This window comes from Campylobacter concisus, from assembly GCF_902460595.1.
Lineage (GTDB): Bacteria > Campylobacterota > Campylobacteria > Campylobacterales > Campylobacteraceae > Campylobacter_A > Campylobacter_A concisus_BL.
Genome location: NZ_CABPVA010000001.1, coordinates 516,495 through 531,138 on the forward strand (window position 1 = coordinate 516,495; position 14,644 = coordinate 531,138).

A 14,644-nucleotide genomic window follows, 5' to 3' on the forward strand; every position below is an offset into this window, starting at 1 on the left:
GAGTTTTGCTAACGATATTTTGTGCTCTTAAATTTAAAAAATAGAGCTAAATTTACCTGCGATTTTTACGGTTTTCTATGCCTATCCTCTCGCTATCTTCGATCTCTGCAACATAGCTTGGATTTTTCTTTTTAGCCTCTTTGTCTAAAAAGCTAATAAGCTTTGCATCGGCATTTTGGTGAGAGCAGATGAGGATTATAAAATTTATGTAGTTGCTAGCTTCTTTTGGAGCGACCTGATTTTTTTTCGCTGGTATTATAAATTTCTCTCCAAAAATTTGTATAAGCTCGAAAAGCTCGTTTTTGCTTAGAGTTTTATCGCTAGCAAGTTCTTCAAGCTTTTCGATCGTGATCTCTTCTTCACCCTCAGCTTCTAGCCCTCTTGTTAAGACTTGATGGTCTTTGTTTTTTAGCAAAAGATAGATTAGCGCGCAAATGGCCACTATAAGCAAAAAGACAAAAAAGACTATCAAGCCCTTTACAAACATCTATAGCCTTGTGCAAAGAGAGCGTTTTGTAAATGCAAGAACGCTCATCGCTATCATCACTACGATGCTTATCCAGACGAAATCAGGCACCGGAAGCGGATCTCCAGCTGCGTATGAGTGCATGCCAGCTAGATAGAAATTTACCCCAAAATAGGTCATTATGATCGACCAATAAGCAAAAAATGAGGCAACAGCAAATGCGTATTGATTATTAAGCTTTGGTATAAATCTCATGTGAAGTACTGCTGCATAGACAAGGATCGAAACTAGCGCCCAAGTCTCCTTGCTATCCCAGCCCCAGTATCTACCCCAGCTCTCATTCGCCCAAACGCCACCTAAAAAGTTTCCAAGCGTGAGCAAGCTAAGACCAAGTATCATTGCCATCTCATTTATACGCGTTGCTTCAGTGATATTACGCGCGATCTCTGCATTTGGCTTTTTCTTATTTTGCAAGATGATAAGCAGCAAAGTAAAGCCACCAAGCAGCGAGCAAAGACCCAAAAATCCATAACTTGCAGTTATGATAGAGACGTGGATGGTTAGCCAGTAGCTCTGAAGCACAGGCACAAGTGTCGTGATCTGCGGATCCATCCAGCTAAGGTGTGCGACAAATAGCGTAATACCAGCCAATATAGATGTAAGCGCAAGTGCGATCGGACTGCGTTTTGCAAAGATGATGCCAGATAGACCAAGCGCCCAAGCGATATAGACCATCGACTCGTAGGCGTTACTCCAAGGGGCGTGCTCAGCGATGTACCATCGAAGACCAAGTCCAACTGTGTGCGCAAGAAAAGCTAGTAAATTTATAATATATACAGCTTTAACTATGCCATTTATCTGCACTTTTGGCGCTAACATCTTGACAAAAACAAATAGCAAAAGAGCAAGTCCAGCCAAAAGATATATCGGCGTCAAGCGGTCAAATACTTGAAATTTATTAAATAAAATTTCTATGTCTATCTTTTTCTCGCTTGGCATGACGGCAGAGCCGTATTTGTGCTGATAGGCTGAAATTTTCTCAAGCGCCGCATCCGCCTTACTCCAGTCATTATCCTTTGAGGCTGCATCAACAGCTGAGAAGTACTCTCTCATCATGCCAACTACTAGCTCAGCCTCTTTTGGCGAGAAGTACATCATCGCACTAGCTGGCGAATACCAAGAATTTGACGGATCATCTTGTTTTGGGAAAATTTTGAAAATTTCACCGATAAATATCATATAAAATACATTTAGTCTCTCGTCGATCTTTATCACATCTTTGTCAAAAGTATTGCGTGAGCCTGGGTGTTTGCGGTTTGCTATCTCAGCAAATTTTGTTAGTTTATACTCGCTTCCACCATCTTTTGTCGCTTTAAAAAATTCATCAAAGCTTGCGTATCTTGCATTCTCATCGACGCCTAGCTCTTTTTTAAGCTCCTTGCTTTGACCAAGTGCGATGATCTTCTCATTTCGCCAAAAATCAGGCGTTACCATTATAGAAAGCATAGCTTGGTTTGAATTTAGGCTACCTATGCTCTCACCTCTATGAATTTTGTTTAAAACCTCTTTGCTAAGCGTATCAAATGGCTTCATCCTGCCATCTGGACTTTGCACGATGAGTCTAGCAAGCTTGTCTGCATGCTCTTTGCTGATATGCGGCAAGAAGTCCTCCGCCTTTAGCGAGCTAAAATTTAAGCCTAAAAGCAAGACCGCTATGAGCGCAGCAACTTTTTTACCGCCTTTTGTTGATTCATTATCTATTAGTTTTGCTAGCTTTCTAAAGCGGCTGTTAGGGTTTATGACATTTAACAAGAAGCCAAGACCTAGCAAAAAGTAGCCGATATATGTCGGGATCTTGCCTGGGTCTTTGTTGACAGAGAGGATCGTGCCTTTCTCGTCAGTATCGTATGAGCTTTGGAAAAATCTATATCCATCATAATCAAGCACGTGGTTCATATAAATTCTATAATCAAACCCAGGATCATTCGTGCCATCTTTTACCACAACCTCACTTGAGTAGCTCATAGGAGAATTTGAGCCAGGATATCTTTTTAACTCAAAGTCCTTTAGGTAGAGGCTAAATGGGAGTTTTATCTGCTGAGCCCCCCATGTGGCGTTAAATTTCTGTCCAGCCACGGCGATACGTGAAGGCTCCATTAGGTTGTAAAATACATGCATCTCTTTACTCTCACCTTTGTAGTTTAGCTCAGCTATCAACGCATTAAACTCGCTATCCTTTGAGCTAACTAGCTTTCTTGAAGCGTGCGCTGAGACTAGCCTTGGGGCAAAATTTATATTTGAGATAGTATATAAGCTGCCTGTGCCAAATTCATTCACGCTACCAGCTTTTAGCTCAGTTTTAGAGCTATCTGCCATAGTAAATTTTGAAAGATCGACATTTGAAGTAACTGTGTAATTTCCATCATTTAGTCTAAAAAGAACGTATTTTTTATTTTCATCTGGTTTGGCATTAAAGATAAAGCTGATATTTCCAACCCTTGCCTCTTCTTCTTCAAGCAAAAATATCTCTTCGCTTTCGCTCTCGTTTGATACTACAAATTCAACAACAGGCTTTCCGCTATCATCATTTACAAATTTATAACTTGCATTTGGCACAAATTCTTTAAATTTTAAACTAGCCTCACCATCTGCTGTTTTTAGCTTTAGATCAAAGCCCTTCTTCACATCAGCAAGTCCCAAAGGCATAGCCGAGCTGATCTCTTCGCCTTTGTCGTTAAGCGCTGTTAAATTTATATACGAAACCTTTGTACTAACAACGTTTGAAGCGGTGTTTTCACGTATATGCATATCAGCTTCAAAGCCGAGGTATCTTGTGATGCCAGCACCGATTAAGATGACGATAAAGCCTAAGTGAAAGATGAGTGATGGGAGTTTTTTAGGATCAATTAGATTGTATCTAAAGATGTTGAAGGCCAAATTTATACCAAGCAGTAGTTGAATGAGCGCAAACCAGCCAGCACCATAAACATAGTACCAAGCTGCTTCAGTGCTGGTTTTGCTCTCTATTATTGTGGCGGCTCCACTAGCTACGGCAAAGATTATCATCAAAACGATAGCTGAGCCCATACTTAAAAATAATGTTTTTGGATTTAACATCTGCTTCCTTTTATTTATATTGTGGCAAAGCTACCGAAGTGAAATTTATCTTAAATAACTGCCCTGCTTTGTTTCGGTTGAAACTGGTTTATTTTCGTTAGTATCTTGATCTGCAAGTGCGTCTTTACCTTTTAGATAAGCAAGTATTGCACCTAGATCATTGTTTGAGACGATCTTAGCTTGGTTTTGCATTACGTTTTTACCACTACCACCAAAGCTTGAGTCGCTTCTATAAGAGATGATGCTATCTTCTATATCTTTAGCATCCATGTTTTTAAGTGGTGTTGAACCAAATGGTCTTTTGTCCGCGCTTTCGCCATGACAGCTAGCACATTGTTTCTCATAAAGCTCTTTTCCTAAAGAGACGCTATATCTACCTTTTCTATCAACGCCAAATTTTAAAATTCTATTGTCTTTATAGCGTCTTGGATCTTCATCGACATAGACATTTACTTTTTCATTTCTGTCATTAGCCTGCTTTTTTGCCATCTCGGCAAGCTCTTTACCAAACTCACCACGAGCTTCTATATAATAAACCTGAGAAGCTGCAAAGGCATTTGCCACCAAAAAACACGCCAAAAAAGAAATTTTGATATTTTTCATAAGTTTCCTTGAAATTTGCTCTAAATTTAAAAATCCCGGATCAGATTGCTCCGACCCGGGATTATATCATAAGTTGATTAACGAGCTATGAATTAGAATGAGTATTTAGCTTCAAATCTAAATTTGTCTTCTTTTTCCTTCACATCATTAGGTTTTTTGTGAGTTTGGAAAGAGTAGAATGAGCTAAATGTTAGCTTTTTGTTGTATTGGTAAGCAAATCTTGGAACAAATTCTTCAACTTTGTCTTTTTTATCTGGGTTGCCAACACCATTTGATGTTTTTTGAGTACCTTTAACATAATCTAAACCAACTGTGAATTTATCAAATGTATATGCACTTGTTGCATAGAAGAAGTTACCTTTACCCTCTGCGTATGTCCAGTCAAATACATCTTCACCAGCAGTTATTAGACCACCTTGATCTTCAAAGCTAAAAGATGTTACACCTTTATCTTGTGCTTTCCAGCCGATATAACCAGCAGCTAGATCAAAACCAAATAGTGAAGTTGAAAGTTCGCCAGCATAGAAGTTACCGTCATTGTATTTAGCGCCACTCTCTGATGTTAAATGTCCTTTTGCTTCTTTATCGGCTGTGCTATTTGCATAGTTAAGTCTTGCACCTACAGAAATATCACTAGTGATAGCAAAATTTGCAGAAACATCAGCTGCAAGAACATCAGCTAGATTAGTTAAGCTTGCATACCATAGTTGGAAGTTAATAGGATCATATGAACCAGCAATACCAGCTGCATATAAGTTACCAACATCATATCTATCTAATTTATTAGTTACAGCTGCATCATATAATTTGCCATCGCTCTCGCCATTGCCTTCAAGAGCATCAAAAGCTAAAGCTGTTAGAGTAAGACCTTCAATATCTTCATTTACTACTCTTACGCCAGTACCGATTGCGTCATCAGTAAAGTATGAGTCAATAGTTTGTTTACCAGCTGTTATAGTAGTACCACCGATCTTATAACCAAGATAGAATTGGTGAACACCAAATCCTGTGGTTGTATCTGTTTTATCTGTACCAGCACCAGCATTATCACCTGAGCCATCAGTAGCATTGTATCTTAAACCAACAACGCCAAAGAAGTTATCATCGATAGCAGCTTTAAAATTTGTGATCATTTTAAAGTTATGGCCAGCCTCATTTGATTTTTTAACATTTTTTTGTGTTTTGTCATAATCATGTACATGAGTATATCTGTATCTTGCCATACCAGAAAGATCAACATTTTTTATAGCTTCTTCAAGTGGAGTAGCACTTGCTATACTTGAGAATGCGCCTAAAGCAACCAAAGCGGCTAAACTAATTTTTGTTAGTTTCATTTTTTCTCCTTTTAAGGTTTTTGTGTCGACGATTATAATCAATAAATTTTAAGATGAAGCTTAAAAAATCATAAAATTTTGCACTTTTGTTACCGATCGTTTACCGATTTTGACCAAAAAGAGGTATATTTTGATAATTTAACTTTTACAAATGAAACTTTTAAGGGAGGGGGGTAAAAAGAAAAAGGGGCCGTTGCTTTGCCCCTTAAAAGGAGTTCTAGTTTTGATTGCTGATGAAATTATATATGCTAGCAGTAAATCAACGGTAATCTAAAAAGAAATTTTCTCCTCTTTTGGTACTTCGATATTCGTTTTTATATTTTTTCTTTTTACGACTACTTCATTTTGCGGTTTTCTTATGCCATTATATGCGCCTCTAGAGCCGCTCTCTTTTATAAGAAGCATGTCTATGAGTTTATCTGCGTAAAAAGTCGCATAGACAAGATCGCCCTTATCGTAATAATATCTGTTTGCACAAAAATTTGCTTTGTTTAATTTGTGATTTTTCACATCGCTGGCTACTATCTCGTAGCAGTATTTCGAATCTTTATAGCTGACATCTTTTATGAAGCCTTTAATGGAGCTTTTTGCAGGTGTGGTTTTAGTGACTTGCCTTGGTTGCTTGCGGACTGGTGGATTATCATCAAAAAATGAACATCCCAAAAACATAGTGGCTACTGCTAGAGGAAGTAAAATTTTAGCTTTCATCTTTTCTCCTTAATATAAAGAGCAAAGTATAGCTTTTAAGATTAAATAAAATTTGTGAGTTTTAAAATTTGAGTTTGTGCTTACATTAATATATAAATTTCTTGGGAGAGCTCCCAAGAAATTTAGGCTGATACGTTTAAGACGTTACCGCCAAGCTCAGCGATCTTTTTATCAAGCGTCTCAAGGGTCTTTTCGATAGTCTTTTGTGAAATTTCAGGTAGCTCTCCGCCCCAAATTTTCTTTGCATCCTCAAAGCCCTTTGCCACGCCCTCTCTGCCAGCTTTTAGCTTCTCTACATCATCACCTGCGCCATTTAGCACAAAGCCAGCTATCCTATCAGCTGTATTTGCGATGCCAAAAAAGCCATTTTCACTAACTAGCTCGGTCGCCTCATCGCTGCTTAGCTCTCCTAGAGCTTTGCCGTTGTAGCCGATGCCTGCTAGATCAAGTCCAGCTAAAATGTCTGATAAATTTTCAGGCACACTAAAGCTTAGACCACCTTGAGCTAGTAAATTTGAACTAGCATTTTGAGTAATATCTTTTTGATACTGCAAAAAGTAGCTATTTGATATCTCTTTCGCACTTAAATTTGAAACCTCGGGTTGCTTTTTCGAAACCTCTTTTTCATCTTTATGAAGCGAAATTTCTGATTTTACATTTTCTTTTGCGCTTGAAGTGTTGTATGAGCTTACGATTTGACTGATTTGCATATTTGGCTCCTATAAGTTTATAAAAACTATATCGCCAAAAGATGGAATTTATTTAGAGTAAAGCGGGAGAACTCCCGCTGTAATTATTTGCCAAGTGTTGCGTTTAGCATCCAGATGGCTTTTTCAAATTTAGCTATTTGATCTTGTGCGTACATCTGAGTAGTTGTGTCGCCCTCCGCAAGCTCATCAAGCTTTTTAAACTCACCTAAAAGATGCTTGTAATCAGCCAAAACAATATCCAAAACTTCAGTTGGAGTGTAGTTCTCTTTTGGCTCGTGCTTGATGTGAGCGACTTTTGCTAGCTCCTCAGCCTTGACAATAGGTCTGCCACCAAGCATAAGAGCCCTCTCAGCTGCATCATCAAAAATCTCGCTCATATCCTCATAAGCTTTTTCTGTGTATTCATGGACGCTAAAAAATTGAATACCTTTTACATTCCAGTGAAGATCGTGAAATTTAATATAAAGTGCATTCGCATCAGCCTGAATTGTGTTTAACTGTAAAATAACTTTTGACATTTTGTCTCCTTTTTTATTGTTTAAATGTGATGAAATTATATGTAGTTAGAGTTAATCAGTAGTTAATCAAATAATAAAATTTATTATTTAGTATAAATTTTGACTACAAAATAAATTTATCCTGTAGTCAAATGTAGAATTTAGAAATTTGTCTATTTTTTATAAGGTGTAGTTTTGTAGCCTTGCTCGATCAAACTACTCATACCACCATCTAAATTTATAATCTTGATATCCGAGCTATCTATCGCAGCAGCTGCTGCTGTGCTCCTTCTGCCGCTTCTACAAACAAGAGCGATAGGCTTTTTGATATCAACCGCCTTTGAAAGCTCATCTAAAAATGCACTCTTGTCGCTTGGATCAAAAGTGATAGTCTTCGCACCAGCTATGATGCCAGTCTCTTGCCACTCAGATGGAGTTCTAATATCGACAATCTGATCATATTTTTTGATCTCATCTGGGCTTATATTAACAGTTTTAACATCAGCTGACAACATACAACAAACAGCTCCCAAAAGTAAAATTTTTTTCATCTACTCTCCTTAAATAAATTTTTGAAATGTTAGCATGGATTATTAAATATATAAAATTTTTGTTGATAAAATTTATTAATAATAAAGTCATACAGATAATTAATTAAGAAGAAAAATAAATTTATTTTTATGTCAAAGCTAATTACTTATAAAAAATATAAATTTTTAATATAAAAGGTTAAAACGCTCTCACAAAGATTGTTGCGACATAGTATTTAAAAAATAGGAGTGGTGTCCCCAGCGAGGTTCGAACTCACGACCTCAGAATTAGGAATTCTGCGCTCTATCCAGCTGAGCTATGAGGACAAATTTGCAAGTTAGTTTAAATTTTTATCCAAGTGATTAAATTTTATAGGGCAGATCACTCTGCCCTATTTGGCTAATTAACCATTTCTCTTTTTAATAATCTCTTCACTTACGTTTTTAGGAACTTCCTCGTAGTGATCAAATTCCATTGAGTAAGTCGCACGACCTTGAGTCATTGAGCGAAGATCTGTTGAGTAGCCAAACATTTGTGCTAGTGGGCAGTAAGCTGCAATGATTTTTACACCATTTCTATCATCCATTGAATTTACTTGGCCACGGCGTTTGTTAAGGTCACCGATAACATCACCCATATACTCTTCTGGAGTCTCAACTTCAACTTTCATCATAGGTTCAAGTATAACCGCACCTGCTTTTCTAGCGCCCTCTTTAAAGCCCATTGAAGCAGCAAGTTTAAATGCCATCTCAGATGAATCCACTTCGTGGTAGCTACCATCGAAAAGTGTAACTTTAACATCTTCAACTGGATATCCAGCAAGAACACCGCTTTGAAGTGCTTCTTTACAACCTTTTTCAACAGCTGGGATATATTCTTTTGGAACAACACCACCTTTGATGTCGTTAACAAATTCAAATCCACTAGCAGCTGGAAGCGGCTCGATGCGTAAGAATACGTGACCATATTGACCACGACCACCTGATTGTTTAGCGTACTTATACTCTTGCTCAACTGCCTTGCGAATAGTCTCGCGGTAAGCAACTTGTGGTTGACCAACCTCAGCGTCTACTTTAAATTCACGAAGCATACGATCAACAATGATCTCTAGGTGAAGCTCACCCATACCGCTAATAATAGTTTGTCCGCTCTCTTCATCAGTACTAACTCTAAAGCTTGGATCTTCTTGAGCAAGTTTTTGAAGAGCGATCGCCATTTTTTCTTGATCTGCTTTTGTTTTTGGTTCAACCGCAACACTAATAACTGGCTCTGGGAAGTCCATTCTCTCAAGAATAACCTTATCTTTTTCACTTGCAAGAGTATCACCAGTTAGAGTATTTTTTAGACCAACAACAGCACCGATTTCGCCAGCGAAAAGTTCTGTAATCTCTTCACGTTTATTTGAGTGCATTTTTAGTAAGCGGCCAATTCTCTCTTTGCAGTCTTGAACTGTGTTATAAGCATAGCTACCACTTTCAAGACTTCCTCTATAAACACGGATAAATGTTAACTGTCCAACAAATGGGTCAGTCATGATCTTAAACGCAAGAGCGGCAAATTCGCCATCATCTGTACTTTCAACAGTCACTTCAGTGCCATCTTCATAAACACCATTTATCGCTGCAATCTCATCTGGAGCTGGTAAATAATCAACAACAGCATCAAGTAGAGGCTGGATGCCTTTGTTCTTAAATGCAGTTCCGCAAAGCATAGGCGTGATAGTCATTCTTAAGCAGCCTGCTTTTATACCTTTTTTGATCTCTTCTTCAGTTAGCTCTTCACCTGCAAAGAATTTCTCCATCAAACTATCGTCTGTTTCAGAAACAGCTTCGATTAGTTTTGCACGGTATTCTTCAGCCTTATCTTTAACTTCAGCCGGAATTTCTTCTTCAACATAGTCAGTTGGCTTTTTCTCGTCATTCCAAACGTATGCTTTCATTCTTACAAGATCAACCACGCCTTTAAAGTTATCCTCCGCACCGATTGGAATTTGAATAGGCACTGGATTTGCTTTTAATCTTTCTCTGATCTGCTCTTCAACTCTAAAGAAATTTGCACCAATTCTGTCCATTTTATTGACAAAAACGATTCTTGGTACGTGATATTTATTTGCTTGTCTCCAAACAGTTTCAGACTGTGGCTGAACACCACCAACAGAACAAAATACCGCAACAGCACCGTCAAGAACACGCATAGAACGCTCAACTTCGATAGTAAAGTCAACGTGTCCCGGAGTGTCGATTAGGTTTACTTGGTAGCCCTTCCAAAACGCTGTAGTTGCAGCCGATGTAATAGTAATACCACGCTCTTTTTCTTGCTCCATCCAGTCCATAGTAGCAGCACCATCATGAACCTCACCTATCTTATGGCTCATACCAGTGAAGAACAAAATTCTCTCGCTGGTAGTTGTTTTTCCAGCATCAATGTGAGCCGCAATACCGATATTTCTTACCTTATGTAAAGGCGTTTTTCTCTCTGCCATACTAATTCTTTCTTACCAGCGGTAGTGAGCAAATGCTTTATTAGCCTCTGCCATCTTGTAAGTATCTTCCTTCTTCTTGAAAGATGCACCTTTTGAATTTGCCGCATCTAAAAGCTCATTTGCTAGTTTATCAACCATCGTTCTTTCGCTTCTTTTTCTAGCAAAAGTTATAAGCCAGCGGATAGCAAGAGCTTGTTGGCGAGCTGGACGAACCTCAACTGGTACTTGATAAGTAGCACCACCAACACGGCGTGATTTAACTTCTAAAATAGGTTTTACATTTTCGATAGCGTCGTTAAAAACGTCGATGCCTTTAACCTCAGCATTTTTCTTTTCGATAGCTTTAATAGCACCATACATTATCTCTGTAGCGACGCTTTTTTTGCCATCATACATAAGAGAATTAATAAATTTAGTGATTATTTTATTTCCGTAAATCGGATCAGGTAAAACTTCCCTTACAGGAGCTTTTCTTCTTCTCATTTTGATTTTTCCTTCAAATTTTTATGAAATTTTACTCAAACGTTTGCAAATTTAAGCAACGTCTGCGAACCTAATTTTTTACTTTTTTGGAGCAGCAGCGCCAGCTTTAGGGCGTTTTGCACCATATTTAGAACGAGAAACTGTTCTTTTTGCAACACCAGCAGTATCAAGTGCGCCACGAACGATGTGATATTTAACACCTGGCAAGTCTTTAACCCTACCGCCGCGAACTAAAACGATACTGTGTTCTTGTAGGTTGTGACCTTCACCGCCGATATAGCTGATGACTTCAAAACCGCTTGTAAGCCTAACTTTGGCAACTTTCCTCAAAGCTGAGTTTGGTTTTTTAGGAGTTGTAGTATAAACCCTAGTGCAAACTCCTCTTCTTTGAGGGCACTCTTTTAACGCTGGAGATTTTGACTTAACAGTCACTTTCTTGCGTTCATTTCTTACCAATTGATTTATGGTTGGCACAATAATTCCTTTCAACTAAATTTATTAAAAAGACCTAATTTTATTTAAAAAAAGCTTAAATAACGGTTAATAAGTTAGACTTATTCATAAGTTCCTTTTTTTATAAAACCACTGTCATCTTTTAAAATTTCACCCTTTGCAACGACAAATTTAATCTCAAATTTCTCATCGATTAGCAAAATATCTGCATCGTAATTTTCCTTTATCTCGCCTTTTTTGTTTTGCAAGGCCACGCTTTTTGCCACGTTTGTTGTGAAATATGGCAACGCCTCCTCGATACTAAAGCCATCTTTTACAAAATTTATAAACTCTTCATATAGACTCTTAACGCTAGCGATACCTATTTTTAGTAAATTTCCGTCGCTATCATAGCTAGAGTAGCTACCAAAGCCGTCTGAGCTGATGGTTATCTTATTTGTCGGTAAATTTTCTTTTTTGATGCGCTTTACAGCCTCAAGTGGCGTAAGACCTGGCATGCATGTAAAGTCGATATAGCCGCCGTCTTTTATAAATTTAAAGCTTTGTTTAAAAAGCTCCTCGTTTCTATTTACGTGCGTTGGCTGAAATAGCGTGATCGGCATGTCGTACTCATTTAGCACTTCGTAGATCAAATTTAAACCCTTCTTGCCATCACCCATGTGAAGCGTGGTATGTCCTGACTTTGAGCTGATCATACCAGCGACTCTGCCAGCCGAGACTATGTGAGCTAGCTCATCTTTACTCACGCTTGATGAGCGGTGGTCGCTTATAGCTAGCTTGGTTCCGATTATGGGACCAACAAAGACGATATCTTTTTCGATCTCTCCAGTTATAGTTGGCGTTTTAGAGCTGTATGCACCGGTGTGAGCGTAGCATGTGATGCCCTCGTCGTTTAGTGCGTGAGCTTTTGCGACTAAATTTTCAACGCTTCTTGTGGTGCTGTCAGTTCCAAGTAGGCCAACAGCCGTCGTTATGCCAGCTTCTATTAAATTTGAAAGCATGATCTCAGGCACCCTAGTCTTAAAGCCGCCCTCTCCGCCGCCTCCAGTGATATGCACGTGCTTATCAATAAGACCTGGTATGGCTACTAAATTTGAAGCGTCGATCACCTTTATATTTGGCAAATTTGGCTCTAAATTTTCGGCTATGCAGACGATCTTACCATTACATATAAATATATCTTTTGTGCCGAGAAATTTTGGCGAGTAAATTTTGGCGTTTTTTATAAGTATCATTTGGCATCCTTGTTTATCTTAGCTATGCCGATGCCAGTAAGTGCTAAAATGATAGCAAAGACAACGCCCATGTAGTTTAGTATCGCCCAAGGTAAATACTCTACCGTTGGCACGCCAAGTGTGGCTGTCATGTATGCGCCTGCTGCTGACCAAGGGATGAGTGGAACGATAACGGTGCCAGAGTCTTCAAGTGTTCTTGATAGGTTTTTGGCTGCTAAATTTTTCTCTTTATAAAAGTCTTTAAACATCTCACCAGGGATGAGGATAGAAAGATATGAGCTACCTGTGACAAATGCGACAGTTAAGCATGAGCCGATAGTTGAGATAATGACGCCTGCTGTTGATTTGACCTTTGCCATGATAGTGTGAAGCACCTTTGTAAGCATGCCAGTTTTTGAGATGATACCAGCAAAGCCCATAGCGCAGATGACTAGGATGGTGGTTGAATTTACCGAGCTCACGCCACCTCTATTTAGAAGCTTGGTGATATCTTTTGAAAACTCCATATTAATGCCGCTCATCGTGACGTTAAAGCCAGTCATCACTGAGATAAAGCCATTTTTAAAGCTAAAATCTTGAACGATCACACCAAGAAGCACTGAAAATAGCGATGCAATGATCATTACTGGGATGGTTGGCCACTTTAGCACAGAGCCAGCCAAGACAAAAAGCACAGGCAAAAGTAAGATGATGTTCCAGTGAAAAATTTTATCAAGCTGACCTTGAAGCGCCAAAACCGACTCTGAAACATTTGCACCACTACTTGCGGCCTCGCTTCCAAAAAATAGATAAGCCGCTATCGCAACGATAGTTGCTGGGATAGTTGTATAAAACATATGTCTGATGTGCTCATAAAGCTCTGAGCCAGCTGCTATCGGGGCTAGATTTGTCGTATCTGAAAGCGGAGAGAGCTTGTCGCCAAAGTATGCTCCTGCAACTACCGCGCCAGCAGTTGCCGCTAAATTTACATCAAGACCTTGAGCTATGCCCATGATGGCGACACCGACTGTGCCAGCAGAACCCCAAGATGTGCCAGTTACAGTTGAGATGATAGCTGCGATGACAAAAGCGGTTAAGACTAGATACTGCGGACTTATAAGATCCACGCCGTAGTAGATGATCATAGGGATAGTGCCTGAAAATACCCATGAGCCAATAAGCAAACCAACTGCCCAAAGTATCATAAGTGCCGGGAGTGAGCTTGAAATTTTCTCTATCACTCCTTCTTGAAGCTCGCTCCAGCTATATCCTAGTCTCCAAGCGATGCCACCAGCCACTAGGGCTGCTATCAAAATGATCGGCTCAACCTTTAGCTTCATATAACCAACGCCAAGCGCAAGGCCTACGATCATAACCAAGATAGGCGTAAGGGCTAGCAGAAACGAAGGCTCTTTTTTTATAGAGTTCATCATGTGTCCTTTAAATTTGAGATACTTTTGAATTTAAAGGCTACAAACTTAAATTGTTATAAAAAAATAAAATAAAATTAAAATTTAAACAAAACGTGTGAAAATTTAGCACATCTGATATGTGCTAAATTTAGATCAGTCTTGCTTGATAGCGTATTTGCCACTACCAGTCGAGATGATGCAAAGTGACATAGCGATATAAAGATATATAAGCTCTGCTTTAAAGCCATTTACATTAGTTAGCTCAAGTAAATTTGATAAGCCAAAATACGAATACAAAATGACAAGACTAGAGCCAAACACTAGGAGCGCGCCAAGCCTTGAGCAAAAGCCAACAGCGATCATTATAGGGGCTAAAACCTCGCTAAGATAGGCAAAATACGCCAGAAAACTAGGTAGTCCAGCATCAACTAAAATGCTCTTTACGCCGCCAACTCCATGTAAAATTTTGCCAAAGCCGTGCATAAAAAGGCAAATTCCAAGGCCTAAGCGTAGAAATAAAAGTCCAAGATCGACATTTTTCATAATATCTCCGTTACATATTTTTAGTTAGGGATTTTATTTAATATTGATTAATGGCTTGTAAATTTTGAAATTTTGTAAATTTAAGTGGGAA

The 14,644-nt window shown here is 38.7% G+C and carries 14 protein-coding genes and 1 tRNA gene; all 15 read right to left on the bottom strand.

Annotation, left to right across the window (positions count from 1 at the left end; translation table 11 throughout):
* Window positions 1–52 precede the first annotated feature (52 nt).
* The 15 genes from F3G86_RS02490 to F3G86_RS02560 all read right to left on the bottom strand — a co-directional run bounded on the left by F3G86_RS02490 (window position 53) and on the right by F3G86_RS02560 (window position 14,553).
* On the bottom strand, window positions 53–487 hold the full coding sequence (locus F3G86_RS02490) for a fatty-acid--CoA ligase (protein WP_103570836.1): 435 nt from the start codon (window positions 485–487) through the stop codon (window positions 53–55).
* Window positions 488–3,583 carry a cytochrome c biogenesis protein CcsA gene (locus F3G86_RS02495; RefSeq protein WP_149722890.1) on the bottom strand — a complete coding sequence of 1,032 codons (3,096 nt, stop codon included), beginning with the start codon at window positions 3,581–3,583 and terminating at the stop codon, window positions 488–490.
* Window positions 3,584–3,628: 45 nt separating this feature from the next.
* Window positions 3,629–4,186 (bottom strand): c-type cytochrome, encoded by a 558-nt coding sequence (locus F3G86_RS02500; RefSeq protein ID WP_002941036.1) that lies wholly within the window; start codon window positions 4,184–4,186, stop codon window positions 3,629–3,631.
* Window positions 4,187–4,278: 92 nt separating this feature from the next.
* Window positions 4,279–5,520: a major outer membrane protein gene (locus tag F3G86_RS02505; RefSeq protein ID WP_149722891.1), complete on the bottom strand. Its 1,242-nt coding sequence runs from the start codon at window positions 5,518–5,520 to the stop codon at window positions 4,279–4,281.
* Between the two features lie 270 nt (window positions 5,521–5,790).
* Window positions 5,791–6,228 (bottom strand): hypothetical protein, encoded by a 438-nt coding sequence (locus F3G86_RS02510; RefSeq protein WP_149722892.1) that lies wholly within the window; start codon window positions 6,226–6,228, stop codon window positions 5,791–5,793.
* A 122-nt stretch (window positions 6,229–6,350) separates the two neighbouring features.
* A complete protein-coding gene (locus F3G86_RS02515; RefSeq protein ID WP_149722893.1) occupies window positions 6,351–6,938 on the bottom strand; it encodes a hydrogenase-4 component G in 588 nt (195 codons plus the stop codon).
* A gap of 83 nt (window positions 6,939–7,021) precedes the next feature.
* Window positions 7,022–7,456 carry a Dps family protein gene (locus F3G86_RS02520; RefSeq protein WP_103558376.1) on the bottom strand — a complete coding sequence of 145 codons (435 nt, stop codon included), beginning with the start codon at window positions 7,454–7,456 and terminating at the stop codon, window positions 7,022–7,024.
* 152 nt (window positions 7,457–7,608) lie between these two features.
* A complete protein-coding gene (locus F3G86_RS02525; protein WP_149722894.1) occupies window positions 7,609–7,986 on the bottom strand; it encodes a rhodanese-like domain-containing protein in 378 nt (125 codons plus the stop codon).
* A gap of 229 nt (window positions 7,987–8,215) precedes the next feature.
* A tRNA-Arg gene (locus tag F3G86_RS02530) sits at window positions 8,216–8,292 on the bottom strand.
* Window positions 8,293–8,369: 77 nt separating this feature from the next.
* Complete coding sequence (gene fusA, locus F3G86_RS02535; RefSeq protein ID WP_021090006.1) at window positions 8,370–10,448, bottom strand: elongation factor G; 2,079 nt, start codon at window positions 10,446–10,448, stop codon at window positions 8,370–8,372.
* A gap of 12 nt (window positions 10,449–10,460) precedes the next feature.
* Window positions 10,461–10,931, bottom strand: coding sequence for a 30S ribosomal protein S7 (rpsG, locus tag F3G86_RS02540; RefSeq protein WP_002941142.1), 471 nt, complete (start codon window positions 10,929–10,931; stop codon window positions 10,461–10,463).
* A gap of 78 nt (window positions 10,932–11,009) precedes the next feature.
* Window positions 11,010–11,405, bottom strand: a complete 396-nt coding sequence (rpsL, locus tag F3G86_RS02545) for a 30S ribosomal protein S12 (protein ID WP_002941121.1) — start codon at window positions 11,403–11,405, stop codon at window positions 11,010–11,012.
* An 80-nt stretch (window positions 11,406–11,485) separates the two neighbouring features.
* Entirely contained in the window at window positions 11,486–12,619 is a 1,134-nt protein-coding gene (gene iadA, locus F3G86_RS02550; protein WP_149722895.1) for a beta-aspartyl-peptidase, read from the bottom strand.
* A complete protein-coding gene (gene nhaC / locus F3G86_RS02555; protein ID WP_103599177.1) occupies window positions 12,616–14,028 on the bottom strand; it encodes a Na+/H+ antiporter NhaC in 1,413 nt (470 codons plus the stop codon). Before nhaC ends, iadA begins: the two co-directional genes overlap by 4 nt.
* Window positions 14,029–14,163: 135 nt before the next feature.
* Entirely contained in the window at window positions 14,164–14,553 is a 390-nt protein-coding gene (locus F3G86_RS02560) for a DoxX family protein (protein ID WP_103608432.1), read from the bottom strand.
* Window positions 14,554–14,644 lie beyond the last annotated feature (91 nt).